Source organism: Curtobacterium sp. Leaf154 (genome assembly GCF_001424595.1).
GTDB classification, from domain to species: Bacteria; Actinomycetota; Actinomycetes; order Actinomycetales; family Microbacteriaceae; genus Curtobacterium; species Curtobacterium poinsettiae.
Window position 1 is genome coordinate 187,656 of sequence record NZ_LMOS01000008.1, and the last position, 17,193, is coordinate 204,848.

Sequence of the window (17,193 nt, forward strand, 5' to 3'; positions counted from 1 at the left end):
CACGCTAGCGGCCGGAACGGGCGATCCACCCCTCCACTTCCGAGGGGGTCCGGGGGATGCCGACGGACAGGTTCTCGGCGCCGTCCTCGGTGACCAGGATGTCGTCCTCGATGCGGACGCCGATGCCGCGGAACTCCTCGGGCACGGTCAGGTCGTCCTGCTGGAAGTACAGCCCGGGCTCGATCGTGAAGACCATGCCTGCCTGCACGGTGCCGTCGAGGTACATCTCGCGGCGGGCCTTCGCGCAGTCGTGCACGTCGAGGCCGAGGTGGTGGCTCGTGCCGTGCACCATGTAGCGGCGGTGGAACTGGTTGTCCGGCTCGAGCGACTCGGCGGCCGAGACCGGCAGGAAGCCCCACTCGGCGGTCTTCCGCGCGATGACCTGCATCGCGGTGGCGTGCACCTGGCGGAACGTGATGCCCGGCTTGACGATCGCGAAGGCGGCGTCGGCGGCTTCGAGCACGGCTTCGTAGACCATGCGCTGCACGGGCGAGAACGTGCCGCTCACCGGAAGCGTGCGGGTGATGTCGGCGGTGTAGAACGAGTCGACCTCGACCCCCGCGTCGATGAGGATGAGGTCGCCGGGCTGCACGGCGCCGTCGTTGCGGGTCCAGTGCAGGATGCAGGCGTGGTGGCCCGAAGCGGCGATGGTGTCGTAGCCCACGGTGTTGCCGTCGGCGCGGGCCCGCCGGTTGAACGTCCCCTCGACGATGCGCTCCCCGCGCGGGTGGGCGAGCACGGCGTCGAAGTCGGCGATGACGTCGTCGAACCCGTGCTTCGTGGCGTCGACGGCCTTGCGGAGCTCACGGACTTCGTACGCGTCCTTGACCAGTCGGAGCTCGGACAGGTCGCGGGCGAGCAGGTCGTCGGTCGCCGGGGAGTCGTCGGTCTCGTCGACGCCACCGATCGCCGCACCGATGCGGGTGTCGAGCGACCGGGTCAGGTCGTCGTCTGCTTCGCGCACCAGCAGCGCCGAGGCGTCGAGCGCGTCGGCGACGGGGGTGAACGCACCGAGGTCGGCCGTGGCCAGCCCCAGATCGGCGGCGACGGCGTCGAGCGATGGGCGCGGACCGACCCAGAACTCGCCGATCTCGGGATTGGCGTAGAACTCTTCCGAGTCGCGGCCCGCGGTGGCGCGGAAGTACAGCGTGGCGTCGTGCCCGGAGCCGTTCGGCGTCATCACGAGCACGGAGCCGACGACGGTGTCGGTGCCCCAGCCGGTCAGGTGCGCGAAGGTGGAGTGCGGGCGGAACGGGTAGTCGCAGTCGTTCGAGCGGACCTTGGCCTGCCCGGCGGGCACCACGATCGTGCGGCCCGGGTGCAGCTCGGAGATGCGGGCGCGACGTTCGGCGGCGAACGCGGCCTGCTCGCGGGGTTCGGGCTGCGCTTCGTCGCGCTCGGCCCACTGCGACCCGATGAAGTCCTTGAAGGTCGAGGACCCGGGGGTCGTGGATCGGTTGCTCGTCGCGCGGGGAGTCGTGTCGGCCATGCGTCCATCATCGCACCGCCGGACGACACCCGGCCTGTGCGGCCGCTCACCTGTGGATAGCATTGGCCACGTGCCAGACCCGTTCATCGACCTGCACGCGCACTCCAGTGTCTCCGACGGCACCGAGCGTCCCGCGGAGCTCGTGCGAGCAGCCGCGGCCGCCGGACTCGACGCCGTCGCGCTGACCGACCACGACACGACGGCCGGGTGGGCGGACGCCACGACCGCGGCACTCGAGCTGCCCCTGACCTTGCTGCCGGGGCTCGAGCTGAGCACGCGGATCGGGTACCGGAGCGTGCACGTGCTCGGCTACCTGGTCGACCCCGAGCACCCCGGTCTGGTCGAGGAGACGACCCGCATCCGCGACGGTCGGCTCTCGCGCGCGCACCGCATGGTCGACCGCATCGCCGAGGACCACCCGATCACCTGGGCCGACGTCCTGGCCCAGTCCAGCCCCGGCGCCACGATCGGCCGTCCGCACATCGCGGACGCCCTGGTCGCCCGTGGGCTCGAGTCCGACCGGTCGGCGGCGTTCCGCGGCATCCTGCACCCGGCGTCCGGCTACTACGAACCCCACGAGGCACCGTCGCCCCTGCGCGGCGTCGAGCTCATCCGGCAGGCAGGCGGCGTGCCCGTCATCGCGCACCCGGCGGCGTCGTCGCGCGGGATCGTCATCGACGAACCGATGCTCCGCTCCCTGGTCGACGCCGGGCTCGGCGGTCTCGAGGTCGACCACCGCGAGAACCTGGCGCACGGCAAGCGCACCCTGCTCGACTGGGCGACCCGCTACGACCTGTTCGTCACCGGTTCGAGCGACTACCACGGCACCGGCAAGCCGAACCGGCTGGGGGAGCACCGGACCGCGCGCGTGTCCTTCGACGCCATCGTCGCCCAGGCCACGGGCAGCGCCCCCGTGGTCGGCCCTGGCTCGCGCCTGTCCTGACCGAGGCTCGTCTCACCGAAGCGACAGATCTCGCTCGCGGCGGCCTGACCCCTCCGCGAAAGCGACAGATTCCCGCCGACGGTTCGCGGCAATCTGTCGCTTTCGCGGGGGCAGTCGGCAGGTGGGGACGACGAAGGGCCCGTCGCGTCAGCGACGGGCCCTTCGGTCTGGAGGCGCTACTCGCCGTCCGACGTGCCCTGCGGTGCCGAGGCGGTCGCCGAGGCATCGCCGGTGCCGGCGCCGCGACGGCGGCGACGGCGGCGACGCTTCGCGGCGCCGTCGGTGGAACCACCCTCGGCGGCGGAGCCGTCCTCGGTGCCAGCCACGGCCGTGGGGGCGACCGACTCGGTTGCCGGAGCCTGCGGGGCGGACTGCTCCGAGCCTCCTGACCGGGTGCGGCTGCGCGACCGCGAACGCGACGCGTCACGTGAACCCGTCGCCGGGCGGTCGCTGCTGCGCTTCTCGGCGGGGGCACCGGCAGAAGCCGCGTGCGACGACGATCCGGGCAGACGGCCCTTGGTGCCCTTGGGGATGTCGAGTTCCTCGAACAGGTGGGGCGACGACGAGTAGGTCTCGACGGGCTCGGGGATACCGAACTCGAGGGCCTTGTCGATCAGTGTCCACTTGTGCAGGTCGTCCCAGTCGACGAACGTGACCGCGATGCCGGTCTTGCCGGCGCGGCCGGTGCGGCCAGCGCGGTGCAGGTACGTGTCCGGGTCGTCCGGGATCGTGTGGTTGATCACGTGCGTGACGTCGTCGACGTCGATGCCGCGGGCGGCGACGTCGGTGGCGATGAGGACGTCGCGCTTGCCGGCCTTGAACGCCGCCATGGCGCGCTCGCGCTGCTCCTGGTTGAGGTCACCGTGCACCGCTGCCGCGTTGAACCCGCGGTCCTTGAGCTCCTCGACCAGCTTCGCCGCGGCACGCTTCGTGCGCGTGAAGATCACGGTCTTGCCGCGACCCTCGGCCTGCAGGATGCGGGCGATGACCTCGTCCTTGTCCAGCGAGTGCGCACGGTAGATGAGGTGCTTGATGTTGGCCTGCATGAGGCCCTCGTCCGGGTCGGTCGCCCGGATGTGCACCGGACGGCTCATGAACCGTCGTGCGAGCGCGACGATCGGCGCGGGCATCGTCGCCGAGAACAGCATCGTGTGCCGCACCTCGGGGACCGCCTGGAAGATCCGCTCGATGTCCGACAGGAACCCGAGGTCGAGCATGCGGTCGGCCTCGTCGAGCACGACCTCTTGCACGTGGGAGAGGTCGAGCAGACGCTGCCGCTGCAGGTCGATGAGTCGCCCGGGCGTGCCGACGACGATCTGGGCGCCGGCCTTGAGCTGTTCGACCTGGCCTTCGTAGGCCTTGCCGCCGTAGATCGAGACGACCGTGGTCGGGCGGTTGGACGCCGCGAGCTCGAGGTCCTCGGTGACCTGGACCGCGAGTTCACGGGTCGGGACGACGACGAGCGCCTTCACACCGTGGGCCGGGTCGGCACCGAGTCGCTGGATCAGCGGCAGGCCGAACCCGAGGGTCTTGCCGGTACCCGTCTTGGCCTGGCCGATGATGTCCTGGCCGGTCAGGCCGAGCGGGATGGTCTGTTCCTGGATCGGGAAGGGCTCGATGATGCCCTTGCCGGCCAGTGCATCGACGATGTCCTGGTCGATGTTGAGGTCTGAGAAAGTCAAAGAATCACCTTAGTTCTGGTGGAAGTCCGGGCCAGTCTACCGACGGGCGCGTGGTCCGGGGCACTCCGGGGTGCCGCTGGGCGTCGGGCCGGGCGCCCGGCGGGTGCCGCTGGACGTCGGGGCGGGCGCCCGGCGGGCGCCGCTGGACGTCGGGCCGGTGACCGGCGGGTGCCCTCTATGCTGGTCGGGTGGTGTCGTGGTGGAACCGGAAGCGCGCGGCGCAGCTCGCTGCCGCATGGCTCGCGTCGCGGAACCCGCGCGGAGCAGCACAGGTCAAGCGGCTCGCGCTCGACGACGTCACCCCGGAGCTCGACGTCTACCTGGGGCAGGCTGCCTACCTGCAGCTCTCCGTCTACGAGACGATGGGACGAGCCGGTGCTTCGGCACCGACGCTCTCCGGCCGTCTGGTCACCGGGGTGCTCGCGACCACGGCGCTCGAGCGGCACCGCACGATCGTGGCCGAGATCGAGCGCACCGGCGGGGACCCGGCGGCGCTGATGGCACCGCACCGCGAGGCGATCGACCTGTTCCTCGAACGGACGAGCGGTGCCGACTGGTACGAGTCGATGCTCACCGGCTACGTGACGGCCGGCATCCTGAACGACCTGTTCGGCAACCTGCTCCGCTCGCTGCCGATCGACGTGCGGCAGCGGCTGCGTTCGGTGTTCGACGCGCGCGAGGAAGCGGCGGTCGTCGAGGAGCTGACTGCCCACATCGAGGACGACCCGCAGATCGGATCGCGCCTGGCGATGTGGGGACGGCGTCTGGTGGGCGACACCCTGCTCGTCGCCCGGTCCGCCCTGGCGTCGCACGCCCGTGAGGACCAGGAGCGACTGGAGCCGGTCTGGACCGAGCTCATCGCCGCGCACACCCGACGGATGGACGCGCTCGGCCTGACGGCTTGAGCGGCAGGCTCGCTCGAGCTTCACGCTTGATCGAGCGTCACGCTTGCTCGATCGTTGGCTTGCTCGGGTGTCGGGCTTGCCCGAGTGTCAGGCGCCGCGCGTCTTGAGCTGCTCGTAGTACGCGGCGTCGCCCTTGTCGCGCCGGGTGCCGAGGAGCCACTCGACCATGACCGAGACCACGCCGGAACCCACGAGGGCCACGACCCAGATCCAGGTGCCGTCGTACCGCCACCCGGCCCAGGTCAGCGCTTCCCACAGGACGGCTGCGGCGATGCCGCCGGCAGCAGGTCCGACGAGCACGCCGCGGTTCGACCGCCACGGCAGGATCACGTGCGCGACCGCGCCGATGATGATGCCGCCGAGGACGGCGAAGAGCAGTTCCACGTCGTCAGGCGACGAAGCCGATGCGCCGTGCCTCTTCCGCGCCGACCTCGACGTACGCCAGGGCCGAGACGGGGACGATGAAGCGACGGCCCTTGTCGTCCTGCAGCGACAGGTGCGTCGACTTCGCGGTGAGCGCCTCGGACACGGCCTTCTCGACCTCGTCCGCGGTCTGGGCGGTCTCGAACGCGATCTCGCGCGGGCTGTTGATGATGCCGATCTTGATGTCCACGAGCACAGCGTATCCGAGCGGTCCCGTGCGGCATCGGCCGTTCGCCGCGGGCGCACTCGGGCGGTCGGACGACCGGTGCCCCGCGCGTCCGGGGCGGTGCTGTCGGCGGTCCTCGGTACCGTACGAGCGTGCCGCAGACCACGCTGATGCCCGCTCCCGAAGACACCGGGTTCGCGCGCGCACTGGTCGACGACCCCTCACAGGCTGCGGTGCTCGCCTTGCCGGACGGCCGCCACGGTGCGGTGATCGGCGCCCCGGGCAGCGGCAAGACGACCACGCTCGCTCGCCTGGTCGCCGACCGCCTGAACCGCCCCGATGCGATCACCCCGGACGGGCACGCGACGGTCCTGGCACTGACCTCTGCACGCACAGCGGCGACGGCGCTGCGCGACCGACTGGCGCGGACGGTCGACCGGGTCGTTCCCGGGGCCCTCGCACGCACCGTGAACTCCCTGGCGTTCCAGATCGTCACGCACGCGGCGGCGGTGCAGGGGCAGGAACCCCCGACGCTGCTGACCGGTGGCGAGCAGGACCGGATCATCGCCGACCTGCTCGCCGGGCACGAACTCGACGCAGCCGGTCCGGCCTGGCCCGACCCGATCACCGCGGTCGTCCGTGAACGCGCCGGGTTCCGCACCGCACTCCGCGACGTGATGATGCGCGCTGTCGCCGCTGGTGTCGAGCCCGACGACATGCGCGAACTCGGCGACGAGCTCGGTCGACCCGAGTGGCACGCCGTGGGTGACTTCGTCGACGACTACCGCGCCTCGGTCACCGCGTTCCGGCCGACCGGACTCGACTCCGGCGAGCTCGTGGCGTACGCCACCGCCGCGGTGCTGCGGCACGAGCTCCCCGCGAGCATCGCCGCCCTGCGGCTGGTCGTCGTCGACGACACGCAAGAACTGGTGGAGGGCGAGATCGCCCTGCTCGGAGCCCTCGCGCGTTCCGGGGTGCAGATCGTCGCGTTCGGCGACCCGGACATCGCTGCCTCGGCGTTCCGCGGCGCCGAACCGGACGTGCTCGGACGGCTCGCCGTGCGACTCGGGGTGGACCGCGTCGACGAGCTGTTCCTCGGCGCCGTGCACCGGCACCCGGCGCCGATCCGCGCCCTGGTCTCCGGCATCACGGGCCGCATCGGCACCGCGGCGGCCGGACGACAGAGAAGCGCCGCGGCGAGCCACCAGGACGCGCGGTCCGACGCCGTCGTCCACCTCGAGGCTGCCAGCCGGTCCGCCCTCGTGGTCGCGATCGCTCGTCGACTCCGCGAACACCGCCTGCTGGACGGCGTGCCGTGGCACCGGATGGCCGTGGTCACCCGGAGCGGCGCTGCCATCCCGGAACTCGTTCGGGCGCTCTCCGTGGCCGAGGTCCCGGCGACCGCCGGCGCGGCGCCCGTCCGTCCGCGCGACGACTCCGCGGCGCGGGCGTTGCTCGACGCGGCTGCGGTGGCGCTCGACGTCCTGCCGCTCGACGCCGCCCTGGCCACCGCGTTCGCCACGGGTCCCCTCGGCGGCCTCGACACCCTGGCGATGCGCAGACTCCGGCTCGCACTGCGGCGCGAGGAGCTCGCGGGCGACGGCAGCCGCACCGCCGACGAACTGCTGGTCGAGGCGCTGGGCGCACCGGAGCGACTGGCGACGGTCGACGCCGGGTTCGCGCGGCGTGCGACCCGACTTGCCCGGAGCCTGGTACAGGCGCGTGCCGACGCCGATGCGGGGTCGAGCATCGAGGAGGTCCTCTGGGGGCTCTGGGAACGCAGTGGCCTCGCGAAGTCGTGGGGTGCCCAGTCCGCCGCCGGTGGAGTGGGTGCGGGGGAGGCCGACCGCCACCTGGACGCCGTCGTCGGCCTGTTCACCGCCGCCAAGCGCTTCGTCGAGCGCACGCCGGACGCCCCCGCGCGGGTCTTCGTCGACGACCTGCTCGGTGCCGACCTGCCCGAGGACTCGATCGGCCCCGACCGGACCGCCGGCCGTGTGCGGGTGCTGACCCCCTCGGCGACGATCGGACTCGAGTGCGACGTGGTCGTGGTGCTCGGCCTGCAGGACGGTGTCTGGCCGAACACCCGGGTGCGCGGCAGCCTGCTCGACCCGGACGGCCTGGTGCGCGCGGCCGCCGGTGTCGAGCGTTCGCCCATCGACGACCGCGCCGCCGTCGTCGCCGACGAACTCCGACTCTTCGCCCGGGCGGTGTCCCGCGCGACCACGCAGGTCGTCATCGGCACCGTCGCGAACGACGACGAGTCGCCGTCGCCCTTCGTCCGACTCGTCCCGGTCCCGCCGGACCGCCAACCGACCGTGCACCCGCTGTCCCTGCGCGGGCTCGCCGGGTCGCTGCGCCGACGGGTGGTGGGCTCCGGCGACCACGAGGCCGCGTCCGCGTTGGCCCGCCTGGCCGAGGCAGAGGTACCCGGGGCGGCTCCGGACGAGTGGTACGGACTCGCCGAGCCGACCACCGACGAACCCCTGGTCGACCTCGACGCCGAGCCCGTGCCCGAGGTCGAGGGCGGGGAGCCCGTCGCGCCGGCCGTGTCGGTGTCGCCGTCACGGATCGGCACCTTCGAGGAGTGCCCGGTGCACTGGTTCGCGCAGACCTTCGGTGGCGGTGCCCCGAGCCCGGCGATGGGCATCGGCACCATCGTGCACGAAGCGATGGAGCACGCCACCGAGATCGACGTCGAGTCGCTGTGGGAGCGGGTCGAGTCACGGTGGGACGAGCTCACGTTCGAGTCGCCCTGGGTCGCCGACCGCGAGCGCGCGCGGACGCGGCGGATGATCGAGGGACTGAGCGACTACCTCCGCACCTTCGCCAGCGCCGGGCGCCAGTTGCTCGGCGCCGAGACCTCGTTCGCGCTGGTGACCGGTCCTGCACGCATCCGGGGGAGCATCGACCGCATCGAGGTCGACCCCGATGGCCGGGTCAGCGTCGTCGACCTGAAGACCGGCCGCTCGATGCCCAGCGAGAAGAACGACATGCCGGAACACCCGCAGCTCGGTGCCTACCAACTCGCGGTCGAGGACGGCGCGGTCGACGGTGTACCCGCCGGCTCCCCGATGACCGATGCACGGCTGGTCTTCGTCCAGAACCCCCGCGGTGGCCACGCCTTCTCGGAGCGGACGCAGCACGCGTTCGACGCCGAGGCGCGCGAGGCGTACCGCGAGCGCCTGCACGGTGTGGCGCGGGGCATGGCTGGCCGGACGTTCGTGGCGAACGTGGACGACCACTGCGAGAAGGCCCGGACCGGGGTCGAGTGCCGGATCCACGTGGTGGCGGAGGTGACCTGGTGAGCGACCCGACCGAGACGACCGAGACGACCGACTCGGCTGCTGCTGCTGCGCCGCCCGTCATCCGGCACGGTGCCGACGCCATCGCCGACGCGCTGGGCCGCCCCCGTCCCACCACCCAGCAGCGCGCCGTCATCGAGTCGCCGCTCGTGCCTGCGCTGGTCGTCGCCGGAGCGGGCAGCGGGAAGACCGAGACGATGGCCTCGCGCGTGGTCTGGCTGCTGGCCAACGGGCTCGTCCGCCCCGACGAGGTCCTCGGCCTGACCTTCACCCGCAAGGCCGCCGGCGAACTGTCGGTCCGCATCAACGACCGCATCCGCGCGCTCGAGGACGTCGGGCTGATCACCCCGGGGGATGCCTTCGAAGCGCCCACCGTCTCGACGTACAACGCCTTCGCGAACGCGGTCTTCCGCGAGAACGCCCTGCTCGTCGGCCGTGACGGCGAGTCCCAGGTGCTGACCGAACCCTCGGCCTGGCAGCTCGCCCGTCGGGTCGTGGTGGCCGCCCGCGACGACCGGCTCGCCGGACTCGACCGCGACGTCGACACGCTGACCGCCGCCGTGGTCGCGCTCGCCGGCGCCACCTCCGAACACCTCGTCGAACCAGAAGACCTGCGCCGGTTCGCCATCGAGTTCTCCGAGCTGCTCGAACTCCCCGGCAACCGGGGCAAGCCGTACAAGGCGATCACCGACGCGGTCGCTGCCATCGGCGCCCTCGAACCCCTGGCCGACCTGGTCGCCGAGTTCCGTCGACAGAAGGTCGACCGCGGGTTCGTGGAGTTCTCCGACCAGATCGCCCTGGCGCTCGCTGCGGCCGAGTCGGCACCGCGCGTCGTCGACGACCTGCGGAGTCGGTACGGCGTGGTGCTCCTCGACGAGTACCAGGACACCTCGGTGGTGCAGACCCGGTTCCTCGCCCGGCTGTTCCGCGGGCACTCGGTGATGGCGGTCGGCGACCCACACCAGTCGATCTACGGGTTCCGTGGGGCGAGTGCGGCGAACCTCGCCCGGTTCCCGCACGACTTCGGGGGCGACGAACCCGGCGTGGCCGAGCCGGTGACCTTCGCGCTGTCGACGAGCTGGCGGAACCCGGTCGACGTGCTCGCGGGGGCGAACGCGATCGTGGCGCCGCTGTCCGAGGCGTCCGAGGTCGACGTCGAACGGCTCTCGCCGCGACCGGGCGCCGACGCGGGTACGGTGCGTGTGGTGTTCCCCGAGACCCTGCCGGAAGAGGCCGACGAGGTCGCGGCGTGGTTCCAGGACCACCGCCGGCGGGCCCCGGCGGGCTCGATGGCGCTGCTGCTGCGGGCCCGGAAGGACCTCGCGGCGTTCACGGCGGCGCTCGGAGCACGTGGGGTGCCCTACCACGTGCTCGGGACCGGAGGGCTGCTCCAGCGCCCGGAGATCGTCGACCTGGTGGCATGCCTGCGCGTGCTGCACGACCCGGCGGCCGGCAACGACCTGATCCGGCTGCTCGCGGGCTCGCGGTGGCGGGTCGGCGCGGCGGACATCGTCGCCCTGCACCAGCTCGCCCGGTGGCTGTTCCAGCGCGACCACACCCAGCAGCGTCTCGACGACGACCTGACCGCGGCGTTCCGGGCCTCGGTCGCCGCAGGGGAGCACGGGTCGATCGTCGACGCGCTCGACTTCGTCGCGACCGCGCCCGACGAGCACGGTGCGCTCGAGGGCATCACCGCCGCCGGTCGCAGCCGGATGCGCGCGCTCGGCGGGCAGCTCTCGATGCTCCGCTCACGCGCGGGGAGTGACCTGGTCGACTTCGTGACGCTCGTCGTGCAGGAGATGCGACTCGACATCGAGGTCGCCGCGCACGAACAGGGCAGCGGCGCGTACCTCGACGCCTTCATCGACGAGCTCGCCGGCTTCGTGTCGACCGACGACCGCGCCGACCTCGGCTCGTTCCTCGGCTGGATCGACGCCGCAGCCCGGCGTGACGACATGGGCCCGCGTTCCGAGGAGCCCGAGGCCGGCACCGTGCAGATCCTGACGATCCACGGGTCCAAGGGGCTCGAGTGGGACGCCGTCGCGGTGCCCCGGATGGTGGAGGGCGGTCTGCCCGCGCGTCCGCAGGAGGGCTCGTCCGGCTGGCTCGGGTTCGGCCGTTTGCCGTACGAGTTCCGCGGGGACGCCGCGGAGCTGCCCCGGCTCGCCTGGCGCGGACAGGAGACCCAGAAGGACGTCACCACGGCGATCGACGCCTTCAAGGAACAGGTGAAGGCCCGCAACGAGGACGAGGAACGCCGGCTCACCTACGTCGCCCTGACCCGCGCCAAGCACGACCTGCTGGTGTCCGGCTCGTTCTGGGCCGGCGGGGTCCGACCCACCGAACCGAGCCGCTACCTGCGCGACCTGGTGGACGCCGACGTCATCGACGGCGCGGCGATCCCGGAGACGACGGTGCACGACGAGAACCCGATGGGGGAGAGCGGCGCGACCCAGACCTGGCCGCACGTGCCGTTCGGGCAGCGGGCGCCGCGGGTCCTGGCTGCGGCCGAGCGGGTGCGGAACGCGAACCCCGGAGCCGCCGGGCGCTTCGCCGCCGACATCGACCTGCTGCTCGCCGAACGGCACGCCACCCGGAACGCGAAGCACGCGGTCGCCGTCCCGCACCGCGTCCCGGCGTCGGGCTTCAAGGACTACCTGACCGAACCCGACTCCGTGGCCGAGCGGCTCCGCCGGCCGATGCCCGAGCGACCGTACCGTGCCACCCGTCTCGGCACGCTCTTCCACCAGTGGGTGGAGCAGCGGGCGCGGAGCGGTGGCGGGCTCGAGACCCTCGACGTCTGGGACGGCGAGCTCGACCTCGACGCCGACGACCTCGTCGACGCATCGCCGGACGCCGTGGTCACCGACGACGACGCCCGCCGACTCGCGGACTTCCAGGCGACGTTCGCCCGCTCACGGTGGGCCGGGCTGACACCGATCGAGGTCGAACGCGAGATCCACATCCCGTTCCTCGGGCACAGCGTCGTGTGCAAGCTCGACGCCGTCTACGAGATCGACGGGCGTGCCGAGGTCGTCGACTGGAAGACGGGCAAGGCTCCCTCGGGGGCAGACGACCTGGCTCGTCGCACCTTGCAGCTCGCGTTGTACCGCGTCGCGTACGCCGAGTTCACCGGACGGCCGCTCGACCAGGTCGACGCGGTGTTCTACTTCGTCGCCGACGACCTCGAGGTCCGTCCGTCCGAGCTGCTGGACCGCGCCGGCCTGGAGCGCGCGTGGTCCGAGGCCATCGGCAGCTGACGTCCCGCGGCGGGCGGAAGGCGCGCGCGACCGCCCGCGGTGCGTCCGGCGCGGGCCGCGCCGGACCTGCCGCGCCTGCCGTGTCGCGCGCGGCGCCCGCCACTGGACGCGCCTGACGGGACGTGCCGGAAGAACCGCACCTGCCGTGTCGCCGCCCTGCGCCTGCAGCGCGCTGTGCCGGTCGTGCTCCGCCCGGTCGTGCTCCGCCGGTCGTGCTCCGCCGGTCGTGCTCCGCCCTGGAGGCCCGGTGCCGGTCCGCCGGACCGGCACCGGGCCTCCAGACGGTCGCGTCCCGGACGCGAGCCGACGACCGGAACCGGTCACGACACACCGCCTTCGGCGCAGCGAGCGGTCACAGACCGTCGGGTGGACGCGACGCAGCCGACGATCTGTGACCGCCCGGCGGAACCGAGCGGGGAGTCGTGACCGACGTGCGGCGGCGCGATCCGGGGTCAGCCGTGGCGACGCTCGGTGGAGGACAACAGCTGCTCCACCTCGCCGATCTCCATCGTCTCCGGCGACACGGACTGCAGTGGCTCCGCACTCGGGGCGTGCACCGCGTCGACCAGGCGGTGCATCATCGCGACGGCGTCGTCGACGACCTCGGTGCTCTTCGCCTGGACGCCGTGCAGCAGCCAGTGCGCTGTCTCGAGCTCGTGGTGCACACGTGCACGCTGTGCGAGCTGGCGGTCGCAACCGCCGCCGTTCGCTTCGTAGGCGCTGAGGACGGTGTCGAACGCGTCGCGACGGCCGGCGAGCACCCAGGCGAGGTCCTTGGCCGGGTCGCCGAGCCGCAGCTCGCCCCAGTCGAGGATCCCCGTGACCGCGTCACCGTCGACGAGCAGGGCGCCGGTGCCGAGCGAGCCGTGCACGACGGTCGGCGTGAACTGCCAGAGCTGTTGGTCGCGTGCGGCGCCCTCCCAACGCTCGACGAGCGCGGCGGGGACGAGCTTGGTCGCGACGGCACGGTCCATCACCGAGACGGCGGACCGGAGCACCTCGAACGGCGTGAGCGAGGGCAGGCCCGCGTCGGAGACGAAGCTCGTCGGCAGCTGGTGGATCGCGGCGACGGCACGGCCGACGCTGGTGGCGAGGTCGGGGCGCTCGACGAGTGACGCGAGCGTCGGGTGGGTCCCGCTCAACCGTGTCGTGACGATGGCGCGCGTCGATCCGATCGGTGCCTGGCCGCGGTACTCGACGACCCCGAACGGCAGGCGGGTCCGGATCCCGGCGCTCAGCGCCCGGATGGCGACGAGGTCGGCCGACTGGCGGGCCTCGGCGCGCTGGTTCCGGGGGCGGCGGATGACGATCTCGGTGCCGTCGGCGTCGCGGAGGAGCGCCGACTCGTAGTCGCCGGCCGCGGCCGAGCCGAGCGTGCGCGTGCCCGTGACGAGGAGACCTGGAACGGCCGTCGTCGCCAACGCGGCTAGAGTGAACTGGGATCCCGCCATGCCCCTCAGGGTAGGCGCGTGACGCGTGCACGGCTGCACGCCACGCTGTTCGGCGGCCCGCACGCCCACCGCACGTCTCCTGCACGTCCGCACCCGATCCGAGGAGCTCTCCCGCCGTGACCGTCGAGTTCGCCGCCCGGCTCCCGCTCTCCCGCAACGAACTCGACCGCGACGCCGAGTTCCGCACGACCGACGACCTCGAGCGCGTCCTGCGCCAGGACGAGCGCACCCGGTACCTGCCTGTCCGCGGCGCCGAGATGCTCCGGAACGCGGACGGGACCCTGCGCTTCGTGACCGCGGCCCAGATCCCGGTCGAGACCGTCACCCTGTACCTCGGCCGAGCTGTCTCGGACGCCCCGGACGCCGCGGCGGGGACCCGTTTCGTCGCTGCGCTGATCGACAGCGCGACGGCAACCGCCATCGAACCCGACGACGACGCCTGGCAGAGCCTCCGGATGTTCGGCACCGAGCTCTCGCCGCGCGACCAGGGACTGGCGGTCGAAGCCGTCGCGATGGCCAACTGGCACGCAGTGCACGGCTTCTCCCCGCGCACCGGATCGCCCACCGCCGTCGTGAGCGGTGGATGGGTCCGTCGCGACCCGGAGGGGCACGACCTGTTCCCACGAACCGACGCGGCGATCATCGTCGGGGTGGTCGACGCCGACGACCGGATCCTGCTCGGTTCGAACGCCGCGTGGGACGCCGACCGGTACTCGCTCCTCGCCGGGTTCGTCGAGCCGGGGGAGTCGCTCGAGGACGCCGTCCGCCGCGAGGTCTGGGAGGAATCCGGCGTCCGCGTCGAGGAGCCCGAGTACCTCGGCTCGCAGCCGTGGCCGTTCCCCGCGTCGCTGATGGTGGGCTTCCGTGCGCGTGCAGCGGGCGGTGACCCGACGACCGCCCGCCCCGACGGTGTGGAGATCCTGGACGTGCGGTGGTTCTCGCGCGACGAGATCCGCGAGCGCGCCGGGGACACCCTGCTGCTGCCCGGACGCACCTCGATCGCCCGCGCCATCATCGAGGAGTGGTACGGCGGGCCGCTGGACCTGCCGTGAGCGTCGCCGGTCCGCGCGGCACAGCCGGCGCAGGGGCTGTCGAACCCCGGCCGCCGTCGCCCGACGAACTGCTCGCCGCGCTCGACGCCGAGCAGCGGACGGTCGCCCGGACCCTGCTCGGACCGGTCGCGGTGCTGGCCGGTGCAGGGACGGGCAAGACGCGTGCGATCACGCACCGCATCGCCTACGGGGTCGCCACGGGGACCTACGCGCCGAACCACGTCCTCGCGCTGACGTTCACGAGCCGTGCCGCTGGTGAGCTGCGGTCGCGACTGCGCGCGCTCGGTGCCGGGACGGTGCAGGCACGCACCTTCCACGCCGCAGCGATGGCGCAGCTCAGCTACTTCTGGCCGGACACCGTCGGCGGGCACGCCCCCAAGATCGTCGAGTCCAAGGGGCGGATGATCGCGCACGCCGCCGACACGGTCGGCATGCACGTCGACACCCCGGTGCTCCGCGACCTGGCCGCCGAGGTCGAGTGGCGCAAGGTGCAGATGCTCTCGCTCGACGAGTACGAGGCCGCCGCCGCTGACCGGGTGATGCCGCGCGACACCACGCCGCGCCGGGTCATCGACCTGATGAAGGCGTACGAGCGGCTGAAGGACGACCGGCGGCAGCTCGACTTCGAGGACGTCCTGCTGGCGACCCTCGGCATGGTCGAGTCCGAACCCCGTGTGGCGTCGTACGTGCGGCAGCAGTACCGGTTCTTCGTCGTCGACGAGTACCAGGACGTCTCGCCGGTGCAGCACGACCTGCTGCGCGCCTGGCTCGGCGGGCGCGACGACCTGTGCGTCGTCGGCGACGCCAGTCAGACCATCTACTCGTTCGCCGGGGCGTCGAGCGACTACCTGCTCGGGTTCGGGTCGGAGTTCCCGCGCGGATCGGTCCTGCGGCTCGAACGCAACTACCGCTCCACGCGCGAGGTGGTGTCCGCTGCGAACACGCTGATGCGCGGTCAGCCCGGGGCGCTCGACCTGGTGGCCCAGAGCCAGGAACCGGGCCCGGACCCGGTCGTGCTGGCCTGCGTCCACGACGGTGACGAGGCGCAGACCATCGCCCGCCGGATCGCGGAGCTCGTCGGGGCCGGCGCGTCCTTCGGGGACTGCGCCGTGCTCTTCCGCGTCGGGGCGCAGTCCGCCGCGCTCGAGTCCGCCCTCGGCCGGAACGGGATCCCGTACCGGGTGCAGGGCGGCACGCGGTTCTTCAACCGCCCGGAGGTCAAGCTCGCCGTCCACCACATGCGCGGTGAGGCGATCCGGCAGACCGACGACGAGCTGACCCGACGGGTCCGGCTCGTGCTGCAGGTCAGCGGCTGGACGGAGACGCCGCCCGAGGGCACGGGCGCAGTGCGCGAGCAGTGGGAGGCGCTGCAGGCCATCATGGGCCTGGCCGAGGACGCCCCCGCGGGCACGACGATGCAGCAGTTCACCCAGGACCTGGTCGATCGCGCGGCGACGCACCACGAACCCGAGGTCGACGCCGTCACGCTCGCGACGCTGCACTCGTCGAAGGGTCTGGAGTGGCCGCACGTGGTCATCGCCGGCGCCGCCGAGGGGCTGCTGCCCATCTCGCACGCGTCGACCGAGACCGAGGTGGACGAGGAACGACGGCTGTTCTACGTCGGGCTGACGCGAGCCCGCCGATCCGTCACGATCACGTGGTCGCAACAGGGGTCCACGCGTGGGGGAGCCCGGGCTCCGAGTCGGTTCCTGGCAGCGCTCGGCACGCACATCGCGGATGGGGCCGGACCGGGGAACGGCTGACGGACAGGTCGTCCCGCTCGAAGACGACCTGGTCGGGCTCGGCACGTTGCGTCCGGAGCGGGAGCCGTTCCAGCAGCATCCGTGCCGTGGCTGCGGCCACCGCCGCCGACCGCCACGGCGACAGCGGCGCCGGGTGCCGACCCCAGACCTGGGCCGCGATGGCCGGCCAGGCCGGGTCGTCGTCGACACGTGCGTACTCCGCGCACTGCAGGCAGGGTCCGGCTCCCGGCACGACGAACGGCCCGAGGCGGACCCGGCCGTCCCCAACGACGACCGCCAGGTGCGGCACGCCACGACGGGTCCACGCGGCACGGAGCGCCGGGTCGACCACGTGGTCGGCCACCACCACCGCGAGCCGGGGTTCCGGGTCGGGCAGTGTGATGGGACCCCCTGCCGGGGCGGTGGTTCGGCTGACCGTCACGCCCTCGCCGGTGAGGAACGTCGCCACGGTGTCGGCGAGCGTGCCGGGGCCGTGCACCTCGATGCGTTCGAGCGGCTCGGGCAGGACCTCGACCACTGCGGGCGACGCTGCGCCGAGCACCCCGGCCGCACGTTCCGGGGAGCAGCCCGACGCCACCGCGAGGCCGGACAGCACGTCGTGCCCGGTCTCGCGCCGGAGGCCGTTGAGGAACCGCTCTTCCCCGGTGGTGGGCACGGCGACGACGGCACGCGGGGGATCGACCCCGAGCTGGACCGTGGCGGGGTCACGCCAGACGAACTCGAGTGTCGGATCGATGCGGATGCCCATGACCCC

12 protein-coding genes are annotated in these 17,193 nt (G+C 72.7%); 6 read left to right on the top strand and 6 right to left on the bottom strand.

The window, feature by feature from the left end; all coding sequences use genetic code 11:
- Positions 1 to 4: 4 nt before the first annotated feature.
- Complete coding sequence (locus tag ASF75_RS15980) at positions 5 to 1,489, bottom strand: aminopeptidase P family protein (protein ID WP_017887044.1); 1,485 nt, start codon at positions 1,487 to 1,489, stop codon at positions 5 to 7.
- 70 nt (positions 1,490 to 1,559) lie between these two features.
- Here ASF75_RS15980 and ASF75_RS15985 point away from each other — a divergent pair, with 70 nt between their 5' ends.
- Complete coding sequence (locus tag ASF75_RS15985; protein ID WP_042539341.1) at positions 1,560 to 2,432, top strand: PHP domain-containing protein; 873 nt, start codon at positions 1,560 to 1,562, stop codon at positions 2,430 to 2,432.
- Between the two features lie 176 nt (positions 2,433 to 2,608).
- On the opposite strand, the gene ASF75_RS15990 is transcribed toward ASF75_RS15985, so the two are convergent.
- Positions 2,609 to 4,114: a DEAD/DEAH box helicase gene (locus ASF75_RS15990; RefSeq protein WP_017887042.1), complete on the bottom strand. Its 1,506-nt coding sequence runs from the start codon at positions 4,112 to 4,114 to the stop codon at positions 2,609 to 2,611.
- Positions 4,115 to 4,305: 191 nt separating this feature from the next.
- Between ASF75_RS15990 and ASF75_RS15995 the strand changes: the two genes are divergently transcribed.
- Positions 4,306 to 5,019 carry a ferritin-like fold-containing protein gene (locus ASF75_RS15995; RefSeq protein ID WP_231564082.1) on the top strand — a complete coding sequence of 238 codons (714 nt, stop codon included), beginning with the start codon at positions 4,306 to 4,308 and terminating at the stop codon, positions 5,017 to 5,019.
- 87 nt (positions 5,020 to 5,106) lie between these two features.
- On the opposite strand, the gene ASF75_RS16000 is transcribed toward ASF75_RS15995, so the two are convergent.
- Together ASF75_RS16000 and ASF75_RS16005 are read right to left on the bottom strand one after the other, a co-directional pair.
- On the bottom strand, positions 5,107 to 5,403 hold the full coding sequence (locus tag ASF75_RS16000) for a hypothetical protein (protein WP_056072970.1): 297 nt from the start codon (positions 5,401 to 5,403) through the stop codon (positions 5,107 to 5,109).
- A 4-nt stretch (positions 5,404 to 5,407) separates the two neighbouring features.
- Positions 5,408 to 5,632: a DUF3107 domain-containing protein gene (locus tag ASF75_RS16005; RefSeq protein WP_031259670.1), complete on the bottom strand. Its 225-nt coding sequence runs from the start codon at positions 5,630 to 5,632 to the stop codon at positions 5,408 to 5,410.
- A 128-nt stretch (positions 5,633 to 5,760) separates the two neighbouring features.
- Here ASF75_RS16005 and ASF75_RS16010 point away from each other — a divergent pair, with 128 nt between their 5' ends.
- Positions 5,761 to 8,916 carry a UrvD/REP family ATP-dependent DNA helicase gene (locus ASF75_RS16010; RefSeq protein WP_056072973.1) on the top strand — a complete coding sequence of 1,052 codons (3,156 nt, stop codon included), beginning with the start codon at positions 5,761 to 5,763 and terminating at the stop codon, positions 8,914 to 8,916.
- Positions 8,913 to 12,173 carry an ATP-dependent DNA helicase gene (locus ASF75_RS16015; RefSeq protein ID WP_056072976.1) on the top strand — a complete coding sequence of 1,087 codons (3,261 nt, stop codon included), beginning with the start codon at positions 8,913 to 8,915 and terminating at the stop codon, positions 12,171 to 12,173. The genes ASF75_RS16010 and ASF75_RS16015 overlap by 4 nt, the downstream gene beginning before the upstream one ends.
- A gap of 452 nt (positions 12,174 to 12,625) precedes the next feature.
- Here the strand turns inward: ASF75_RS16015 and ASF75_RS16020 are convergent, their stop codons facing one another.
- Positions 12,626 to 13,624, bottom strand: coding sequence for a phosphotransferase (locus tag ASF75_RS16020; protein WP_056072980.1), 999 nt, complete (start codon positions 13,622 to 13,624; stop codon positions 12,626 to 12,628).
- A 116-nt stretch (positions 13,625 to 13,740) separates the two neighbouring features.
- On the opposite strand from ASF75_RS16020, the gene nudC reads away from it, so the two are divergent.
- Together nudC and ASF75_RS16030 are read left to right on the top strand one after the other, a co-directional pair.
- On the top strand, positions 13,741 to 14,676 hold the full coding sequence (gene nudC / locus ASF75_RS16025) for an NAD(+) diphosphatase (protein WP_056072983.1): 936 nt from the start codon (positions 13,741 to 13,743) through the stop codon (positions 14,674 to 14,676).
- Positions 14,673 to 16,439, top strand: a complete 1,767-nt coding sequence (locus tag ASF75_RS16030) for an ATP-dependent helicase (protein ID WP_082509797.1) — start codon at positions 14,673 to 14,675, stop codon at positions 16,437 to 16,439. Before nudC ends, ASF75_RS16030 begins: the two co-directional genes overlap by 4 nt.
- On the opposite strand, the gene ASF75_RS16035 is transcribed toward ASF75_RS16030, so the two are convergent.
- A complete protein-coding gene (locus tag ASF75_RS16035) occupies positions 16,330 to 17,187 on the bottom strand; it encodes a TOMM precursor leader peptide-binding protein (RefSeq protein ID WP_056072986.1) in 858 nt (285 codons plus the stop codon). The genes ASF75_RS16030 and ASF75_RS16035 overlap by 110 nt on opposite strands.
- Between the last annotated feature and the right edge of the window lie 6 nt (positions 17,188 to 17,193).